This is a genomic window from Streptomyces zhihengii, assembly GCF_016919245.1.
In the GTDB taxonomy this organism is placed as follows: domain Bacteria; phylum Actinomycetota; class Actinomycetes; order Streptomycetales; family Streptomycetaceae; genus Streptomyces; species Streptomyces zhihengii.
The window spans coordinates 5,514,125-5,532,473 of the sequence record NZ_JAFEJA010000001.1; the positions used below are offsets into that span (position 1 = coordinate 5,514,125).

Sequence of the window (18,349 nt, forward strand, 5' to 3'; positions counted from 1 at the left end):
AATGTGTGGCGTCGCTCACTTCGCGACACCGCGCGGATGCGGGCGCCGGGCCATGAAATCCCAGGTGAACAGCAGGTTTATTCGAATGTGTGCAAGGCGCCGGTCGTCTTGCGGGACGGTAAACCGGAATGCCAGCATCAGTTTGGTCCCCAGCCCCCGCACGATTGGTCCACTTGTCCCGTGCAGCACATGGCCAGAACCCGAACAACAGCCGTTCTCCTCGCCGGCGGGACGGGCCAGCGCGTGGGCCTGGCGATTCCCAAGCAGTTGCTGAAGATCGCGGGTAAGGCGGTCATAGAGCACACTCTGGCCATTTTCGAACACGCGGACTCGGTCGACGACGTGCTGGTGATGATGGCCCCCGGCTACGTGCCGGACGTGGAGCGGATGGTCGACAAGGCGGGGCTCTCCAAGGTCGCCCGGGTCATCGAGGGCGGCGCCACCCGCAGCGAGACCACGGAGCGGGCCATCGCCGCGCTCTCCGAGGGCCTGGCCGAGGGGGAGGACCGCAACGTCCTCTTCCACGACGCCGTCCGGCCGCTGCTCTCCGAGCGCGTCATCAGGGACTGCGTGGAGGCCCTCGACCGCTACCAGGCCGTCGACGTCGCCATCCCGTCCGCGGACACGATCATCGTCACCCGCACCCACGGCGAGGACGGCGAGTTCATCACCGACGTGCCCGACCGCGCCCGGCTGCGCCGCGGCCAGACGCCGCAGGCGTTCAAGCTGTCGACCATCCGCCGGGCCTACGAGATCGCCGCCGAGGACCCGAACTTCCAGGCCACCGACGACTGCTCGGTCGTGCTGAAGTACCTGCCCGACGTGCCCATCCACGTCGTCGCGGGCGACGAGTACAACATGAAGGTCACCCAGCCGGTCGACGTCTTCATCGCCGACAAGCTCTTCCAGCTCGCCTCCACCGCGGCGCCCAGCCCCGCCGACGAGGCCGCCTACCGGGAGCTGCTGACCGGCCGGACCCTGGTCGTCTTCGGCGGTTCGTACGGCATCGGCGCGGACGTCGCCGACCTCGCGCGCTCCTACGGCGCCGACGTCTACGCCCTGGGCCGGTCCACCACCGGCACCCATGTGGAGGACCCGGAACAGGTCGACAAGGCGCTGGCCGCCGCGTACGCGGAGACCGGCCGCATCGACTTCGTGATCAACACCGCGGGCGTGCTGCGGATCGGCAAGCTCGCCGAGACCGACGACGCGACGATCCGCGAGGCCCTGGAGGTCAACTACCTGGCACCGGTGCAGATCGCGCGGGCCGCCCACCGCTACCTCGCCGAGAGCGGCGGTCGGCTCCTGCTCTACACCTCCAGCAGCTACACCCGGGGCCGCGCCGAGTACAGCCTGTACTCCTCGACCAAGGCGGCCATGGTGAACCTCACCCAGGCCCTCGCCGACGAATGGGCGGCCGACGGCATCCGGGTGAACTGCGTGAACCCCGAGCGCACCGCCACACCGATGCGGACCAAGGCGTTCGGCACCGAGCCGTCCGGCTCGTTGCTGTCGTCCGAGGCCGTGGCCCGCACCTCACTCGACGTGCTGCTGTCCGACCTCACCGGGCACGTCATCGACGTCCGCCAGCAGGACCCGGCCCGCGACGCCTGCGAGGGCTCCGGATTCGAGCAAGCGCTGGCGTCCCTGCTGGACCGGCACGAAGATGAATGACGCCGCCGGGTGACGAGCCATTTCGGGCCTCTGTGTCTTCGCGGAGGCCCGATGCCGTTCCACAGGTTCCTCACAGGCGCGTCGCAGGAAATTCTCGGCAAGGAAATACCGTCACATCCCCAGGAGCGGTCTCTTCGTGTTTTCTCAAGCCATTCGGATGGCTCGCGTGGGCAGCGGACCTGAACTGGCCGCCGCCCTGCTGCTGATGCTCGGATTCCCCTGCGTCATGCTCGCGGCGATAATCCCCAGCATCTGGTTCTTCGCCGCCGCGGTGGCCGTGACCTATCTGGCCGACACCTACCTGCACCGGCGGTCCAGCTATCTGATCAACCGGCTGGCCAAGGTCAGGGCGGGACTGTCGATCCGCTTCCTCATGCGGCAGCTGCTGCTGATCCTGCTCATGGCCCGCATGGGCTACGCCCAGGAATCCGTCTTCTACGTGACGGTCGCCTGCCTCCTCGCGTTCTACGGACTCCAGGCCGCGCACGGCGCGATCGTCACCCTGATCCGGCTGCGCCGGCGGCTGCCGGTCGTCACCCGCAACATCGACCTCTCGCACGTGCGCATCCCCCGGGCCCCCCGGCCCGAACTGATGAACCGCAGCGCCGAGAAGATGCTGCACCTCGACGTCCTGGCGTTCGCCGGTGTCCTGATCACCCTGGCCGGCGGCGCGGAGGCCTTCGCCTACACGGGCCTCGCGCTCACCCTCGCGGGCGCCGTCGCCTACATCGCCGCGCTGCTGCCGAACCTGCGCGCCGCACGGCTGCCCGCCTCGCAGCAGCAGGTCCTCGACGGGATCGACGCGTGGCTGCGCGAGTACCGCCCCACCGTGATGCTGTACTTCTCCGGCTCCAAGGACTCGGCCTACCAGGTCAACATGTGGCTGGAGACCATGGCACGGCTCGGCGGACGCCCGATCGTCGTGCTCCGCGAGCGCGCCATCGTCCCCCAGCTCGGCACCACCTCGCTGCCGGTGCTCTGCGTCCCCGGCGGCGTGCACCTCATGAACCTGGACCTGTCCTCCGTCAACGTCACCCTCTACGCGGCGAACGTCGGCAAGAACATCCACATGCTGCGGGTGCCGACCATGAAGCACGTCTTCATCGGCCACGGCGACAGCGACAAGCTCGCCAGCGTGAACCCCTTCAGCAAGGTCTACGACGAGGTCTGGACCGCGGGCCGCGCCGGCCGCGACCGCTACGCCCTCGCCGACGTCGGGGTCCGCCACGAGGACATCGTCGAGGTCGGCCGCCCGCAGCTCGGCTCCATCGCCACCGCGCGGAGCAGGGGCGGCCGTCCGCTCCACCCGATCCCGACCGTGCTCTACGCCCCCACCTGGGAGGGCTGGGACGACAACCCCGGCAACACCTCCCTGCTGCTGGCCGGCGAGAACATCGTCCGGCGGCTGCTGGACGCCGACTCCCCGGTCCGGGTGATCTACAAGCCGCACCCTTTCACCGGCACCCGCGACCCGCAGGCAAAGGCCGTGCACCGGCGGATCTGCGCCATGATCGAGAAGGCGTCGGCCGCGCGGGCCGAGGAGCCGCGCTGGGTGCAGGAGGCGGCCGTCCACGCCGCAGGACACGCTGCCGCCCGGGCCGAGCTGGAGCGGGTGCGCGCCCGGCTGGCCGAGATCGCCGGCGCCACCAGGGCCGGCCGGGACGAGGCCGAGGAGTCGCGCGACGCCGCGGCCGACCCGGCGCGCGAGGCGGAGACGGCCCGGCTCAAGGAGGAGGGCAACGCCGCGTACTGGCGCTCCTTCGGCTGGTGGGAGCACACCGTGGTGCAGGGCCCCGAACCGAAGCTGTACGACTGCTTCAACGAGTCGGACGCCATGGTCTCGGACATCTCCAGCGTCGTCTCGGACTTCATCGCCAGCGGCAAGCCGTACGCGGTCACCGACTCCGCAGGGCTCGGTGCGGGCGAGTTCCGGCGGCAGAACACCGCCGTGCGGGCCGCCGTCGTGCTCTCCAACGCCGCGGTGGAGCTCGACGAGCTGCTCGCCGCCGTCGCCGACCCGGACTCCGACGCGCGCGCCGCGGCACGGCGCGAGCTGAAGGAGTACCTGCTCGGACCGGACGAGCCGACGTCGATCGACCAGTTCCGCTCGGCCCTGCAGGTGCTGACGGAGAAGGCGGAGACGCGCAACGCCGGTGTGGCCCAGCGCCTCGCCGCCGCGGCCGAGCAGGCGCCCGGACTCGACGACGCCTCGCCCGGCTTCGACGAGACCTCGCCCGCCCTGGACGAACGCCCGCCCGGTCTGGACGACACCGCCGTGGCCTGACCCGCCCGGCACGACGGCCCGGCGGCGCCCTCCGGGTGGGAGGGCGCCGCCGGGCCGTTCCGCGTCCGGGCGGGTCCCCGCCAGGGCCGTTCCGCGTCGGGGCGGTTCCGTGTCCGGGGCGTTCCGCGCCGGGCCGTTCCGCGTCGGGGCGCGGGAGGGCCGCTCGCGCTTCCCGGGCGAGGGTCTCCCGTTCCGCGTCCGGGGGCGCGTGTCGTCCGGATGGGTCCGCGGGGCGGCGACCGGCCGCGCGGCACGCTCTCGTGGATCCCATGGACGAGCCGCTGGAACCCGTGAACGACCCGCCCGGGCCGGTGGAGGACGCGCCGCTGCCCCGGGACGCGTCGCCCGCGCCCGCCACGGACCCGCCGGTCCCGGACGTCTCCGTCGTCGTGGGGGCCTACGACGCCATGCCGTACCTCGTCCGCTGCCTGGAGTCGGTGGAGTCGCAGACGATCGGACCCGGCCGGATGGAGCTCCTCGCGGTCGACGACGGCTCGGCCGACGGCACCGGGGAGTACCTGGAGGAGTTCGCCGCCCGTTCCGCGGTGCCCACCACGGTCGTCCGCCAGCCCAACTCGGGCGGCCCCGGAGGGCCCCGCAACAAGGGACTCGCCCTCGCCCGCGGCCGCTACGTCTTCTTCCTCGACGCCGACGACTTCCTCGGCGACGAGGCCCTGGAGCGCATGGTCGCCGTGGCGGACCGGGCCGGGACGGACGTGGTGCTCGGCAGGATGGCCGGGCGGGGGAGGGGTGTGCCCCGCTCGATGTTCGCCCGGAACGAGGAGCGGGCCGACGTCCGCACGTCCCGGGTCGTCTACGCGCTCAGCGCCCAGAAACTCTTCCGCCGCGCACTGCTGACACGGCTCGGGCTCACCTTCGACGAGAGGTTCGCGACCGGCGAGGACGCGCTCTTCACCATGGAGGCCTACCTCGCCGGGAGCGGTGTGTCCGTCGTCGCGGACTACGACTGCTACTACCTGGTGGGCCGCGAGGACGGGAAGCACGCCACCCGGCGGGGCGGCTGGGAGTCCCGCTTCGCGGCGGTGACCGCGCTCGCCGCGCTGATCGCGCGCCTGGAACCGCCGGGCCCGGGACGGGACCTGCTGATGGTCCGGCCGTTCACGGTCGGGCTGCTCCAGCAGTTCTCCCCCGCGTTGCTGCGCAGACCGGAGGCCGAGCAGCGGGAACGGCTGCGCCTGGCCGCCCTGGTGACCGGGCCGTACTGGAACCGCGGCGTCGCCGCGCACCTGAAGGTGGCCGAGCGGCTGGTCCTGGAGTGCGTCGCCCGGGGGCGGCTCGACCTGCTGAAGGGCGTCCTGGAGCACACGGCAGCCGGGTCGGTCCCCCGGGTCGTCCGGCGGCGCCCCGGCGGCCGGGTCTACCTAGCCCTCCCGTACTTCGGCGACCGCCGCGCCGGTCTGCCGGCCCGGTCGTACCGGGTGACCGTCCCCGACTGGTCGGGCACCAGGCGGGTCCTGCCACCGGAGCCCGGTGCGTCCCCCCTCCGCGCAACAGTGCGCCGTATTCGCCGCCGGGCAGCCGGAATCAGCGTCGTACGCGCCCTGCGGGGACACCGGAAGAAGGGTGTGCGATAGGTAACATCGGGATGCCGGGGCGGAATCCGCCCCGGCAGTACATTTTCCGATCCACAGGGCAGGGACAGTGAAGGCACTCGTACTTTCCGGAGGAGCCGGCACACGACTCCGTCCCATTACGCACACCTCCGCCAAGCAACTGGTGCCGGTGGCCAACAAACCGGTGCTCTTCTACGGCCTGGAGGCGATCGCCGAGGCCGGAATCACCGAGGTCGGTGTCGTCGTCGGGGAGACCGCGGCGGAGATCGAGGAAGCCGTCGGCGACGGGTCCCGGTTCGGGGTCAAGGTCACCTACATTCCGCAGGAGCGGCCGCTCGGACTGGCCCACGCGGTGATCATCTCCCGGGAATTCCTCGGAGAAGACGATTTTGTGATGTATCTCGGCGACAATTTCATCGTCGGTGGCATCAGCGGCCTGGTCGACGAATTCCGCACCGAACGGCCCGACGCGCAGATCCTGCTGACCAAGGTCGCCGACCCGACCTCCTTCGGCGTCGCCGAACTCGACACCGCCGGTCGCGTGGTGGCCCTGGAGGAGAAGCCCGAGCGGCCCAAGAGCGATCTCGCGCTCGTCGGCGTCTACCTCTTCACCCCCGCCGTGCACGAGGCCGTCCGCGCCATCGAGCCGTCCCGGCGGGGCGAGCTGGAGATCACCCACGCCATCCAGTGGCTGATCGACCGGCGGCGCGACGTCCGCTCCACCACCATCGCCGGCTACTGGAAGGACACCGGCAACGTCACCGACATGCTGGAGGTCAACCGGTCGGTGCTGGAGACGGTCGACTGCCGGATCGACGGCTCCGTCGACGAGAGCAGCGAGATCATCGGCCGGGTGTGCGTGGAGGCGGGCGCGCGGATCGTGAACAGCCGGATCGTCGGCCCCGCGGTCATCGGGCATTCCACCCTGATCAGCGGCTCCTACGTCGGGCCCTTCACCTCGGTGGCCGACGGCTGCCGCATCGAGGACAGCGAGATCGAGTACTCGATCGTGCTGCGCGGCGCCTCCATCACCGGGGTGCGGCGCATCGAGGCCTCGCTCATCGGCCGCGACGTCGAGGTCACCCCGGCCCCCCGCAACCCCTCCTCCCACCGACTCGTGCTCGGCGACCACAGCAAGGTGCAGATCTCGTCATGACCACCGCCATCCTGGTGACCGGCGGCGCCGGTTTCATCGGCTCCCACTACGTCCGCACCCTGCTCGGCCCGCACGGCCCGGGCGACGTCCGGATCACCGTGCTCGACGCACTCACCTACGCAGGCAACGAGGCCAATCTCGACGAGGTCGCCGGCGACGACCGTCTGCACTTCGTGCGCGGCGACATCTGCGACCCGGAGCTCGTCGGCAAGCTCATGGCCGAACACGACCAGGTGGTCCACTTCGCCGCCGAATCGCACGTCGACCGGTCCATCGACGGCGGCGGCGAGTTCGTCCGCACCAACGTCCTGGGCACCCAGACCCTCGCCGACGCGGCCCACCGCGCCGGGATCTCCGTCTTCGTCCAGATCTCCACCGACGAGGTCTACGGCTCCATCGACGAGGGCTCCTGGCCCGAGACCCACCCGCTGGCGCCCACCTCGCCCTACGCCGCCGCCAAGGCCGCGGGCGACCTGGTCGCCCTGTCCTACCACCGCACCCACGGCCTGGACGTGCGGGTGACCCGCTGCTCCAACAACTACGGGCACCACCACTTCCCCGAGAAGGTCGTCCCGCTGTTCATCACCCGGCTGCTCGACGGGGGCACCGTCCCGCTCTACGGGGACGGCGGGAACGTGCGCGACTGGCTCCACATCGACGACCACGTCCAGGGCATCGAACGCGTCCGCACCGAGGGCCGCCCCGGCGAGGTCTACAACATCGGCGGCGGCACCGAGCTCTCCAACAGGGAACTCACCGGCCTGCTCCTCGACGCGTGCGGCGCCGGCTGGGACCGCGTGGAGCACGTCGCCGACCGCAAGGGACACGACCGCCGCTACTCCGTCGACTGGACCAAGGCCCGCGAGGAGCTGGGCTACCGGCCGCGCAAGGACTTCGCCACCGGGCTCGCCGAGACCGTCGCCTGGTACCGCGACAACCGCGCCTGGTGGGAGCCGCTGAAGGAGCGTGCGGCGCTGTGAGCACCTGCTGGCTGGTCACCGGGGCGGACGGCATGCTGGCCCGGGACGTCACGGCCCGGATCGCCGCCGACGGCGAGCGCGGCGCCGCCCTCGGGCGGGCGGCGCTGGACATCACCGGCCCGGACGACGTGCGCGCCGCGCTGGCCGCGCACCGCCCGGACGTGGTGGTCAACTGCGCCGCGTGGAACGACGTCGACGGCGCCGAGACCCACGAGGAGGCCGCCCACGCCGCCAACGCGACCGGCCCCCGGGTGCTCGCCGAGGCGTGCAAGGAGAGCGGCGCCGTGCTGCTGCACGTCTCCACCGACTACGTCTTCGCCGGGGACGCCCACGAGCCCTACCCCGAGGACGCGTCCACCGACCCGCGCGGCGCCTATGCGCGCAGCAAGGCGGCGGGCGAGCGGGCCGTGCTGGAACTGCTCCCGGAGACCGGACACGTGGTGCGCACCGCCTGGCTCTACGGCGCGGGCGGGCGCAACTTCGTGCGCACCATGATCGGCCTGGAGGCCGCCCGCGAGACGGTGGACGTCGTCGACGACCAGCGCGGCCAGCCGACCTGGAGCGCCGACCTCGCCGCCCTGCTGCTGCGGCTGGGCCGGGGCGCGCTCGACGGGAGCGTGCCGCCCGGGATCCAGCACGGCACCAGCTCCGGCGAGACCACCTGGTACGGCCTCACCCGGGAGATCTTCCGCCTGCTGGGCGCCGACCCGGACCGGGTGCGGCCCACCACCAGCGCGGCCTTCGAACGCCCCGCGCCCCGCCCGGCGTACAGCGTGCTGGGGCACGAAAGGCTGCGGACCTCGGGCATCGAACCCATTCGCGAATGGCGCGAGGCACTCGGAGAGGCGTTCCCGGAGATCGTCCGGGCACACAGAGAATCGCGTGCCACCGGGCCGTAGAAGTTTACGACCGGAGGCGTCGCACGCTAACTTCGCCCCAAGCACAGAATGCGATTCCCCATGAAGGGATTCCAGTGGACCGCCACGGCTTCCTGCGTCAACTGCACCGTGTGAGCAAACCCCGAAACTATTTGGAGATCGGGGTCAACGACGGGCGCAGTCTCGCTCTTTCCCGCGTTCCCTCGGTTGCCGTGGACCCGGCATTCCGATTGGTCACGAGCATCAGTTGCGACGTGCATCTGGTCAGGGCCACGAGCGACGATTTCTTCGCCCGCCGGGATCCCCTGGTCCATCTGCGCACCGGGCGGAATCCCTTCCGTGCGCTCGCTCGCAGGGATCCGATGAACGTACTGGGCGGCGAACCGCGCCTGGAGCTCTCGTTCATCGACGGAATGCACCTGTTCGAATACGCCCTGCGTGATTTCATGAACGTCGAACGGCATTCCCGCTGGTCCAGCGTGATCGTCCTCGACGACATGATGCCGAGGGACGTGGACGAGGCCGCGCGCGACCGCCACACGAAGTTCTGGACGGGCGACGTCTACAAGGTCGTCCAGGTGCTCCGCCGGTACCGGCCCGACCTCGTCGTCGTGGAGGTGGACACCGCGCCCACCGGGGTGGCCGTCGTCTTCGGCGCCGATCCCGCCAGCACCGTGCTGAAGGACTCCTACGACCGGATCGTCGAGGAGTACGTCGTCCCCGACCCGCAGGACGTCCCCGACGAGGTGCTCACCCGCAAGAACGCGGTGCGCCCGGAGGCGCTGCTCGGCGCCGGATTCTGGCCGGGCCTCGTCCGCGCCCGCACGCTGCGCCGGGGGCGCGCGTCCTTCGCGCCGGTGCGGCAGGGGCTGGAGCGGCTCACGGGCTGAGGCGGCCCGGCCGGCCCCACACGGACGGCGGGCGCCCCGCGGACCTGGGGTCCGGGGCGCCCGCCGTCCGTGTGCGGGGTGCGCGTCGTCGCAGCTCGCGGGCGTGCGGGGCGGGGTGTGGGCCGTCGCCGTCCGTGTGCGCGCGAGGGCGTGCGCCGTCGCCGGTCGCGTTCAGGCCGGGCGTGTGCGCCGTCGCGGCTCGCGTGCGGGTCAGGCCCGGTCGTAGGCCCCCCGGAGCCCGCCCGGGCCGCCGGCGGGGCCGGGGGCGCCGCCGGCGTCGTTCAGCCGCGCGTAGTACGCCAGGCAGTCCTCGTAGCGGGGCAGCAGCCCCCGGCGCGCGGCCTCCGCGAGCCCCGGCGCCGCGGCGTCCTTCTCGGAGAGCACCGGCGCGATGCCGTCCGGCCAGGCGATGGCCAGCTCCGGATCGAGCGGATGGAGGCCGTGCTCCCGCTCGGGGGCGTACCCCTCGGAGCAGAGGTAGACCACCGTCGCGTCGTCCGTCAGCGCCATGAACGCGTGCCCGAGGCCCTCCGACAGGTACACCGCGCGGTGGTCGCGGTCGTCCAGCCGGACCGACTCCCACCTGCCGAAGCCCGGCGACCCGACCCGGATGTCGACGACCACGTCCAGCACCGCGCCCCGCACACAGGTCACGTACTTCGCCTGGCTCGGCGGCACGTCGGCGAAGTGGACGCCGCGCAGCGTGCCCCGGCTGGAGACGGAGCAGTTCGCCTGCTCCAGCCGCAGCCGGTGCCCCGTGACGGCCGCGAGGTCCGGTGCCTTGAACCACTCGTGGAAGCTGCCCCGGCTGTCGGGGAAGACCCGCGGCTCGTGCACCCAGGCCCCGGCGATGGAGAGTTCCCGCATCAGTTCACGTCCTCGCTCTCGTCACTCGGCCGGTGCGGTGCCGCGCCGGCCGTCCGCCCCCCTGGGGGAATCAGCCGGGGGGGAATCAGCCGAACACCCGGGCCGCGAGGCGCCGGGCCTTCTTCCGGGCCTTCGCCGGCAGCCGCCGCACGACCGGCCCGACGACCGATCTGACCGCCCGGCGGGCCGCCGCCCGCCGCCGCTCGGTGATCAGCTGCCGCAGCAGCACGGGGTCCGGCACCGGGAGACCGCCGTCCGGCCGGAGCCGGCCCGAGCCGTCGACGTCCGCGCTGCACAGCGGCAGCAGCGGCCCGTTCCCGCCGTCCAGCCGCACCGACAGCTGCCAGGTGCCCTCCGGCGCCCCGGGCAGCCGCCGGGGGAGCGTCAGATGCGCCCGGTCCAGCGCCGGACGCAGCTCGCCCGGGGCGGAGTGGACCACGGTGGCCTCGGCGAGGTCGCCGTCGTCCGAGGGCTTGGTCAGCACCAGCTCGGGGGCGCCGTCGCCGGCCCCCGTCCCAGGGGCGGTGGCGCCGGTGGTGAACAGGTCCAGCCGGAGCTGGACGGGCGTCCCCGGCATCCGCAGCACCGTCCGGCCGCGCAGATACGCGGCGGTCCGCTTGCCGCGCCGTGCCACGTCGAGCGTGAGATTGCCGTGCGGGTCGGTGAAGTACGGGATGACCGACCGCGGCCCGCCGGACAGCAGGGCCGGCACGCAGCGGTCGGCGACGTGCTCCGCCCGGTCGGCCCCGAGCCGGGTCCGGCGCACGACACCGAGCCCCCGCACGGTCACCCAGGCGTCCCAGAAGCCGCGCGGCAGACTGCCCCGCCCCTTCCTGCCGCCCTCCGTCGCCAGGTGCCCGGTGCCGTGCAGCACCACCTCGCAGGTCCCGTCCGGCCGGTCGGCCACCTCGGCGGTGAACGACGCCGGACACGGCCACTCGACCGCCGTCTCCCGGTCCCGCAGCGACAGTTCGGCCGTGAAGCCGCGCAGGTCGTCGGTGACGTCGACCAGTTCGCCCGCCGGCAGGAACCGGTCGGTGACCGCCGGGTCGAGGTACACCCGCCCGTCGCGGCGGACCATGGTCAGCGGCTCGCGGTCCTCGCCGTGCACCAGCCGCGCGCTGATCCGCACGGCGATCCGGCCGTCCGGCTGCCAGGCCAGGTCCTCCAGGCGGACCCCGCCCCGGACGGAGGAGGCGAACCGGGCGAGACGGACCAGCCCCGCCTCGTCGTCGGCGCGCAGCAGCTCGGAGCGCAGCCGCAGCACGGGGCCGAGCCCGTCGTGGACGGAGCCGCCCATGAAGTCCAGGGCGAGCGGGCGGACGGCGTCGGTCATCTCGCGCAGGAAGGCGTCGTCGTAGGTGAGCACGGCCGGTTCGCTGAGGCGGCCCAGCATCTCCACCCGGTAGAAGCGGCGCAGCACCCGGTCGCGCAGCGCACCGGGCTCGGTGCCCGCGACGACGACGTCCAGCACCTCGCGCAGATTGGCGTAGTACCCCTCGGGGACCAGCTTGGCCGACCCGGCGTTCTTGCCGTCGTCCCGCTTCGAGTAGTGGTAGCAGGTGTACGTGCCGAGGATCGAGACCACCTGGGCGGGGATGTACGCCCTCATCATGTAGAGCTGGTCCTCCAGCCGGCGCTTCCCCTCCGGATAGGCGATGCCGTGCTCGCGCAGGAACGCGGTGCGGAACATCTTGTGCGGCGTGAGGCTGTCGAACAGCGGGGCGTTGCGCAGCGTGCAGCGTTCGCGGTTCTTGCGGAAGACGCCGTGCGGGACGCCCCGGAAGTTGCTCGCCACCTTGCCGATCACGATGTCCGAACCGTTGCGGTGCCCCAATGCGTAGAGGCGGCGCAGGGCGTCGGTGCCGAGGTGGTCGTCCTGGTCGAGGAACTGGACGTACTCGCCCCGCGCCGCCTCCACGCCGATGTTCCGCGGCTTGCCGGGCCAGCCCGAGTTGGGGATGTGGATCACCCGGAAGTGCGGGTGGCGCTCGGCCAGCGCGTCCAGGCGCTCCGGGGTGTCGTCGGTGGACCCGTCGTCGACGAAGAGCACCTCGAACTCCCCGGCCGGCATGGTCTGTCCGACGAGGGATGTGATGCACGGATCCAGGTACTTCCCCGGGTTGTACACCGGGATGACGACACTCACTCTGACCGACACGACTGTGCCCCGTCTCTTGTGGAAGCCCGACTCGAACAGGCCGGAGGCAGGACGGTGCGGGCGCGTGCCACCGCCCGACGGGCACCTTATCGGCTGCGGGGAACCATCGGGCGCAACCGACACAACTCCGCACAGAACACGGCGTACCCTCCGCCGTCGGGCGCGGTGCGGTGTCCAGCGCTCGGAACACGCGCGCGCCCGGTGTCGGCGCTGGCATAGATTCGGGGGTGTGACAGTGGCAAGACAGCAGGTGACACAGGCCCGCAGGATCGTCGTCAAGGTCGGTTCGTCCTCGTTGACGACCGCCGCGGGCGGCCTCGACGCCGACCGCGTGGACGCGCTCGTCGACGTCCTCGCCAAGGTCCGCAGCGGGGGCGAGCGGGAGATCGTCCTGGTCTCCTCCGGCGCCATCGCCGCGGGTCTGGCGCCGCTCGGTCTCGCCCGCCGCCCCAAGGACCTCGCCCGTCAGCAGGCCGCGGCGAGCGTCGGCCAGGGCCTGCTGGTCGCCCGCTACACCGCCAGCTTCGCCCGCTACGGGGTCCGCGTCGGCCAGGTGCTGCTCACCGGCGACGACACCAGCCGCCGGGCGCACTACCGCAACGCGTACCGCACCCTCGACCAGCTCCTCGCCATGGGCGCCGTGCCCGTGGTCAACGAGAACGACACCGTCGCCACCGACGAGATCCGCTTCGGCGACAACGACCGCCTGGCCGCGCTCGTCGCCCATCTCGTCCGCGCCGACCTGCTCGTCCTCCTCTCCGACGTCGACGGCCTCTACGACGGCGACCCGTCCCGGCCCGGGACCTCCCGGATCGGCGAGGTGCGCGGCCCCGGCGACATCGCCCACGTGCAGATCGGCAGCGCCGGGAAGGCGGGCGTCGGCACCGGCGGCATGGTCACCAAGGTCGAGGCCGCGCGGATCGCCGCCGCGGCCGGTGTGCCCGTCGTCCTCACCTCCGCCAGCCGCGCGGCCGACGCCCTCGCGGGCCGCGACACCGGCACCTGGTTCCACGCCACCGGCCGGCGCTCCGCCGACCGGCTGCTGTGGCTCGCCCACGCGTCGACGCCCCAGGGGTCGCTCACCCTCGACGAGGGCGCCGTGCGGGCGGTCGTCAAGGGCCGGAAGTCGCTGCTCCCCGCCGGGATCGCCGCCGTGGACGGCGAGTTCAGCGCCGGGGACCCGGTGGAGCTGCGCGACGCCGAGGGGCGCCCGGTGGCCCGCGGGCTCGTCAACTTCGACGCCAAGGAGATCCCCCAGCTGCTGGGCCGCTCCACCCGGGAGCTCGCCCGCGAACTCGGGCCCGCCTACGAACGCGAGGTCGTACACAGGGACGATCTCGTCGTCCTGGAGACCTGACCCGCCCCTGAAAGACGGAAAGTCCCGTCATCAGGAAGAGACCTTTACCAAAACCGCCCCGGACCGAGCCCTGGACTGGTCCACTTTGATGCGGACCCGCGCAATCCACGGGCCCGCGACGAAGCGACAGGAGGCGGCCGGTGAGACGAGCGCGCCCGGGGGACACCCCCCGAGGCCACGGGAGGCCCCCCGGCCACCGGACACCGGGCGAGGAGCGGGCCCTGACGAGCGTCGGCGGCGCCGCCGACCTCGGCGGGCTTCCGGGGGAGTCCGCCGCGGGCGCGCCCGACGGGTCGCCGCCCGGGGCGCGCGGCGGCTCCACGGCCACGGCGGAGCCCGGCGCCGGCACCCGCGGCGCGCGGCAGCCGGACGAGGGCGGCCGACCGCCCGTGGAGCAGCCCCTGTCCCGGCTCTGGCACGTCACGCTGAGCGTCTCGGGCCCCGAGGCCCCGCTCAAGGAGGTCCGCCGCGGCCTCGAACAGCTCGCCCACGACCACCCCTTCCTGCTCACCAGCCGGTACGCCAACGACCACGCGGAGATCCGCTACTGGGAGGAGGCCCGCGACCTCCACGACGCCGCGGCCGTCGCCCTGCGCCTGTGGGGCGAGCACCGCTCGACGGCGAAGCTGCCGCCGTGGGAGATCGTCGGCCTGGAGGTCATCGACCGCCAGACGTACCACCTCCGCGTGGCCGAGGGCTACGGCCCTCCACCTGCCTCCCCGATCGGCGTCCACCCCTTCTGAGCGGGGGCCGGCCGAGGGCGGGGCTGGGGGCAACGGGTCCGCCCCGGTGCCAGGGGCGGATGCGCCGCGTGTCCGGGGCCGGCGGCGGGTGTTCGGCGCGGCGGGCCGGTGTGGGCGGTTCCCGCGTGCGCCCGCGCGCCCGGACGCCGCAGCGGGAAGGCGACCGGGACGCCGAACAGCCGCCCCGGGAGCTTCCCGCCCCATCGGGGCTGAGTCCGGCAGGCGCCCGTGGCGGAGTCCTGCGCCCCCGGCGCGGACGGCGGCGCCGGGGCAGCCGGCCCCAGCCCTCCGCACGGCCCCAGCCCTCCGCGCGGCCTCCGCGCGGCCCCCCGGCCGGAGCCGGTTCGCGGGCCGGGGTGCCGGGGCGGGGCACGCCCGGCCGGCGGCGGGCCCGCCCGGGGAGGTGCGGCCGGTCTCCGGCCGGAGCCGGTTCGCGGCTTTCGTGGCGCATTCGTCTCGGAGTGCGGGATGGCCGCGGATCCGCCGCCGCGGGCGCACTACCCTGCGGGGTATGACGTCGCTCTCTTCGGTCACGCCGTACGACAACATGTCCCCGGTCACCCGGGCCGCCTACCGTGCCAAGGCCGCCGCCGCCGATCTCGCGCCGCTGCCGCGGTCGGCGAAGGACGACGCGCTGCTGGCGATCGCCGACGCGCTCGAAGTGCGGACGAGCGAGATCGTCGAGGCCAACGCCGTGGACATCGAGCGGGCCCGCGAGGCCGGCACCAGCGACGCCATCGTCGACCGCCTCACGCTCACCCCCGAGCGGGTGCGGGCCATCGCCGCCGACGTGCGCCAGGTCGCGGCGCTGCCCGACCCGGTGGGCGAGGTGGTGCGCGGCTCGACCCTGCCCAACGGCATCGACCTGCGCCAGGTGCGCGTCCCGCTCGGCGTCGTCGGCATCATCTACGAGGCCCGCCCCAACGTGACCGTCGACGGCGCCGCGCTCTGCCTGAAGTCGGGCAACGCCGTGCTGCTGCGCGGCTCGTCCTCCGCGTACGCGTCCAACACCGCGCTGGTGAAGGTCATCCGCGACGCGGTCGGCGGCTCGGGCCTGCCGGCCGACGCCGTGCAGCTCGTCCCGGGCGAGAGCCGCGACTCCGTGCAGGAGCTGATGCGGGCCCGCGGCATGGTCGACGTGCTGATCCCGCGCGGCGGCGCCTCCCTCATCCGCACCGTCGTCGAGGGCTCCACGGTCCCCGTGATCGAGACCGGCACCGGCAACTGCCACGTCTACGTCGACGCCGCCACCGACCTCGACATGGCCGTCGACATCCTGCTGAACTCCAAGGCGCAGCGGCCGAGCGTCTGCAACGCCGCGGAGACCCTGCTCGTCCACCGCGACGTCGCCGACGCCTTCCTGCCCCGGGCGCTGGACGCCCTCGCCGAGGCGGGCGTCACCGTCCACGGCGACGAGCGGGTCGTCGGCTACGCCGACCGGACCAAGGCCACGATCGTGCCCGCGACGGCCGAGGACTGGGAGACCGAGTACCTCTCCTACGACATCGCCGCCGCCGTGGTCGAGTCGCTGGACGCCGCCGTGGCGCACATCCGGCTGTGGTCCTCCGGGCACACCGAGGCGATCGTCACCACCTCCCAGGCCGCCGCCCGCAGGTTCACCCAGCTGGTGGATTCCACGACGGTCGCGGTGAACGCCTCCACCCGCTTCACCGACGGCGGGGAGTTCGGCTTCGGCGCCGAGATCGGCATCTCCACCCAGAAGCTGCACGCCCGTGGGCCCATGGGCCTGCCGGAGCTCACCTCGACCAAGTACATCGTGACCGGCGACGGTCACACCCGGTAGCCGCCGGCGCCCCGCCCGGGCCGTCACCCGGGCGGGCGGACTTCCCGCTCTCCCTGCCGAAAGAGGCCGCGCCGGTCTACTCTGGATCCGTGCCGGACGACGTGGGGGGCAGGCCGTTCCCGGACGGCTGGGAGCCCGACGACGACCGCGGGGGCGCGGACGAGGACTTCGCCTCCGTGGTGTTCGACGAGGACTTCGTACGGGCCGCCGAGTTCCACGAACCGACGGCTGTGGAGCGGCTGCTGGCAGCCGCCGAGGCACGTGCCGAGGCCGACGCCGCCCGTTCCGGCCGCCGCGGCACCTCCGCCGACGACGACCTCTACGACGGCGGCTACGGCCCCGGGCGCGGCCACACCTACGACGACGACCACGCCCGCGAGGATCCCGACGGCCCCTACGGACGCCACGGCGGTGCGCTGCGTCCCTACCGCGGCTCCGCCCGCTGGCACCGGCCGGTGGCCTGGATCCTCGCCCTGATGATGGGCATCGGCATGATCGCCCTCGCCTTCAGCGCCGTCTACCGGGGCGGATCCGGCGGCCGTGAGGACCAGGTGCCCCAGCCCGCCAGGACCGGGGTCGACGCCCCGCCGACGGGCGCCACGGTCAGCGGCCGGGGGAGCGTCCCCACGGCCACCGCCGGCCACGGCCCGCCCCGCGTCACCGCCGGGCCCGCGAACCCCTGAACCGGCATGTGCGGCCATGTGGCCCAGCACGTGAGAACTCGTCAGAACTTGACGCGTACCAGCGCGTTTACCGCGGTGCCCGGCGACCTACCCTGAAAGTATGGGTCGGCGCGGAGACCCGCCTGAGGGGCCGCCCGAGGGGCCGCCCGGCGGTGAGGACGAGTACGGATCCGTCGTCTTCGACGAATCGTTCGTGAACGCTGCCCGCGTCCAGGAGTTCTCCGCCGTCGAGCGCATGGGCGACCACGCGCGGGCCGTCCGGAGCCTGCCCGCGCAGAGCCGCCGCGCCCCCCGCCGGATCCTCCTTCTCGTGCTGCTCGTGGCCCTCGCCTTCGGGACCGCCGTCTACCTCGGCGTGCGCCAGCCGTACCAGCCCGCCGTCTCCCGCCCGGGCGAGACCCTGCGGATGACCCTGGTCCCGCTCGCCCCGCACGGCACCGTGGCCGGCGGCACCCCCGAGGAGGTCCTCGACCACGGGCCGGCCGCCCAGTACCGCACCGGCGCGGCGGGCATCGCGCTGCCCGCCGTGCGGCGCACCGACCACTTCACCGAGGACCAGGTGACCACCGCGCTGGCCACCGTGAAGGACTACCTCGTCGCCTCCTCCGTCGACCCCGATGTGCTCACGGGCGGCCAGGTGCGGGCCGTGCGGGCGCTCCTGAACCCCGACCAGCTCGACCAGTTCGACCGGAGCATGTCCGCACCGGCGGCGGACGGGCGGCATGCCGCCACCGGCTGGCTGGTGCGCTTCGACCCGGCGGAGGTGGAACTGGCCGCCGGCGGGGTCCGGGTGTCGGGCGCGCTGCTCGTCACCGAGCGGGACGCCGGGGCGCTGGAGGTCACGGCCGACCACACCTTCGCGTACGCCCTGCGGCCCGCCGCCGCCGCGGGACCGGTCGGGGAGCGGGCCTCGCTGTACACCGTGCGCCGGGAGCTGCACTTCCGGCTCGACCGCGACGACCTGCGCCGGCACCGGCTCACCGTGCTGACCAGCTACGTCCAGGCCGGGCCGCAGGACTGCGCCGAGGACACGGCGGCGGTGCTCCACCCCCTGCTGGCCGGCCGGCGCGCGACCTCCACCGGCCCGGCCGACACGGACCCGTACGCCCCCGGGCCCGCCGGAGCGGCCCTGTGCGGCGCGCTCGCCGACCGCTCGGGCCCCTCGCCCGCCGCGCCCTGACACGGGCGGCTCGCGCACGCCGGGTCGGTCACCCCATGACACCCGCTCCCGTACGGCCGGCCGCGCCCCGGCACCGGCGGTCACCCGTACCGTGGGCCGGTCACGCCCTGGTGCCGCA

General features: G+C 73.4%; 14 protein-coding genes. 12 read left to right on the forward strand and 2 right to left on the reverse strand.

Features of this window, described 5'->3' with window-relative positions:
- Window positions 1-189 precede the first annotated feature (189 nt).
- From JE024_RS23360 to JE024_RS23390, 7 genes are all read left to right on the forward strand, one after another.
- Window positions 190-1,674, forward strand: a complete 1,485-nt coding sequence (locus JE024_RS23360; protein ID WP_205375455.1) for a bifunctional cytidylyltransferase/SDR family oxidoreductase — start codon at window positions 190-192, stop codon at window positions 1,672-1,674.
- 157 nt (window positions 1,675-1,831) lie between these two features.
- Window positions 1,832-3,958 (forward strand): hypothetical protein, encoded by a 2,127-nt coding sequence (locus JE024_RS23365; protein WP_244883040.1) that lies wholly within the window; start codon window positions 1,832-1,834, stop codon window positions 3,956-3,958.
- A 269-nt stretch (window positions 3,959-4,227) separates the two neighbouring features.
- Complete coding sequence (locus tag JE024_RS23370; protein WP_205375456.1) at window positions 4,228-5,553, forward strand: glycosyltransferase family 2 protein; 1,326 nt, start codon at window positions 4,228-4,230, stop codon at window positions 5,551-5,553.
- A gap of 67 nt (window positions 5,554-5,620) precedes the next feature.
- The gene (locus JE024_RS23375) at window positions 5,621-6,688 is read left to right on the forward strand and encodes a glucose-1-phosphate thymidylyltransferase (RefSeq protein WP_205375457.1); all 1,068 of its coding nucleotides are present in this window, start codon (window positions 5,621-5,623) and stop codon (window positions 6,686-6,688) included.
- Entirely contained in the window at window positions 6,685-7,668 is a 984-nt protein-coding gene (gene rfbB / locus JE024_RS23380) for a dTDP-glucose 4,6-dehydratase (protein WP_205375458.1), read from the forward strand. The genes JE024_RS23375 and rfbB overlap by 4 nt, the downstream gene beginning before the upstream one ends.
- Complete coding sequence (gene rfbD / locus JE024_RS23385) at window positions 7,665-8,567, forward strand: dTDP-4-dehydrorhamnose reductase (protein ID WP_205375459.1); 903 nt, start codon at window positions 7,665-7,667, stop codon at window positions 8,565-8,567. Before rfbB ends, rfbD begins: the two co-directional genes overlap by 4 nt.
- A gap of 74 nt (window positions 8,568-8,641) precedes the next feature.
- Window positions 8,642-9,436, forward strand: a complete 795-nt coding sequence (locus JE024_RS23390) for an O-methyltransferase (RefSeq protein WP_205375460.1) — start codon at window positions 8,642-8,644, stop codon at window positions 9,434-9,436.
- A gap of 210 nt (window positions 9,437-9,646) precedes the next feature.
- Here the strand turns inward: JE024_RS23390 and rfbC are convergent, their stop codons facing one another.
- Window positions 9,647-10,303 (reverse strand): dTDP-4-dehydrorhamnose 3,5-epimerase, encoded by a 657-nt coding sequence (gene rfbC, locus JE024_RS23395; RefSeq protein ID WP_205375461.1) that lies wholly within the window; start codon window positions 10,301-10,303, stop codon window positions 9,647-9,649.
- An 85-nt stretch (window positions 10,304-10,388) separates the two neighbouring features.
- A complete protein-coding gene (locus JE024_RS23400; protein ID WP_205375462.1) occupies window positions 10,389-12,452 on the reverse strand; it encodes a glycosyltransferase family 2 protein in 2,064 nt (687 codons plus the stop codon).
- A 241-nt stretch (window positions 12,453-12,693) separates the two neighbouring features.
- Here JE024_RS23400 and proB point away from each other — a divergent pair, with 241 nt between their 5' ends.
- The 5 genes from proB (at window position 12,694) to JE024_RS23425 (ending at window position 18,231) form a co-directional block, all read left to right on the forward strand.
- Entirely contained in the window at window positions 12,694-13,821 is a 1,128-nt protein-coding gene (gene proB / locus JE024_RS23405) for a glutamate 5-kinase (protein WP_205375463.1), read from the forward strand.
- 140 nt (window positions 13,822-13,961) lie between these two features.
- Window positions 13,962-14,564, forward strand: a complete 603-nt coding sequence (locus tag JE024_RS23410) for a DUF8830 family protein (RefSeq protein ID WP_205375464.1) — start codon at window positions 13,962-13,964, stop codon at window positions 14,562-14,564.
- Window positions 14,565-15,075: 511 nt separating this feature from the next.
- Window positions 15,076-16,368 carry a glutamate-5-semialdehyde dehydrogenase gene (locus tag JE024_RS23415; RefSeq protein WP_205375465.1) on the forward strand — a complete coding sequence of 431 codons (1,293 nt, stop codon included), beginning with the start codon at window positions 15,076-15,078 and terminating at the stop codon, window positions 16,366-16,368.
- Between the two features lie 89 nt (window positions 16,369-16,457).
- Entirely contained in the window at window positions 16,458-17,051 is a 594-nt protein-coding gene (locus JE024_RS23420; RefSeq protein WP_205375466.1) for an SCO2584 family spore wall biosynthesis protein, read from the forward strand.
- A gap of 100 nt (window positions 17,052-17,151) precedes the next feature.
- Entirely contained in the window at window positions 17,152-18,231 is a 1,080-nt protein-coding gene (locus JE024_RS23425; protein WP_205375467.1) for an SCO2583 family membrane protein, read from the forward strand.
- The last annotated feature ends 118 nt before the right edge of the window (window positions 18,232-18,349 follow it).

Bases quoted from the DNA above. Each gene is read 5' to 3' on its own strand.
- JE024_RS23360 (WP_205375455.1), top strand. From the start codon at position 190: ATGGCCAGAACCCGAACAACAGCCGTTCTCCTCGCCGGCGGGACGGGC.
- JE024_RS23365 (WP_244883040.1), top strand. From the start codon at position 1,832: ATGGCTCGCGTGGGCAGCGGACCTGAACTGGCCGCCGCCCTGCTGCTG.
- JE024_RS23370 (WP_205375456.1), top strand. From the start codon at position 4,228: ATGGACGAGCCGCTGGAACCCGTGAACGACCCGCCCGGGCCGGTGGAG.
- rfbB (WP_205375458.1), top strand. From the start codon at position 6,685: ATGACCACCGCCATCCTGGTGACCGGCGGCGCCGGTTTCATCGGCTCC.
- rfbC (WP_205375461.1), bottom strand. From the start codon at position 10,303: ATGCGGGAACTCTCCATCGCCGGGGCCTGGGTGCACGAGCCGCGGGTC.
- JE024_RS23415 (WP_205375465.1), top strand. From the start codon at position 15,076: ATGACGTCGCTCTCTTCGGTCACGCCGTACGACAACATGTCCCCGGTC.
- JE024_RS23425 (WP_205375467.1), top strand. From the start codon at position 17,152: ATGGGTCGGCGCGGAGACCCGCCTGAGGGGCCGCCCGAGGGGCCGCCC.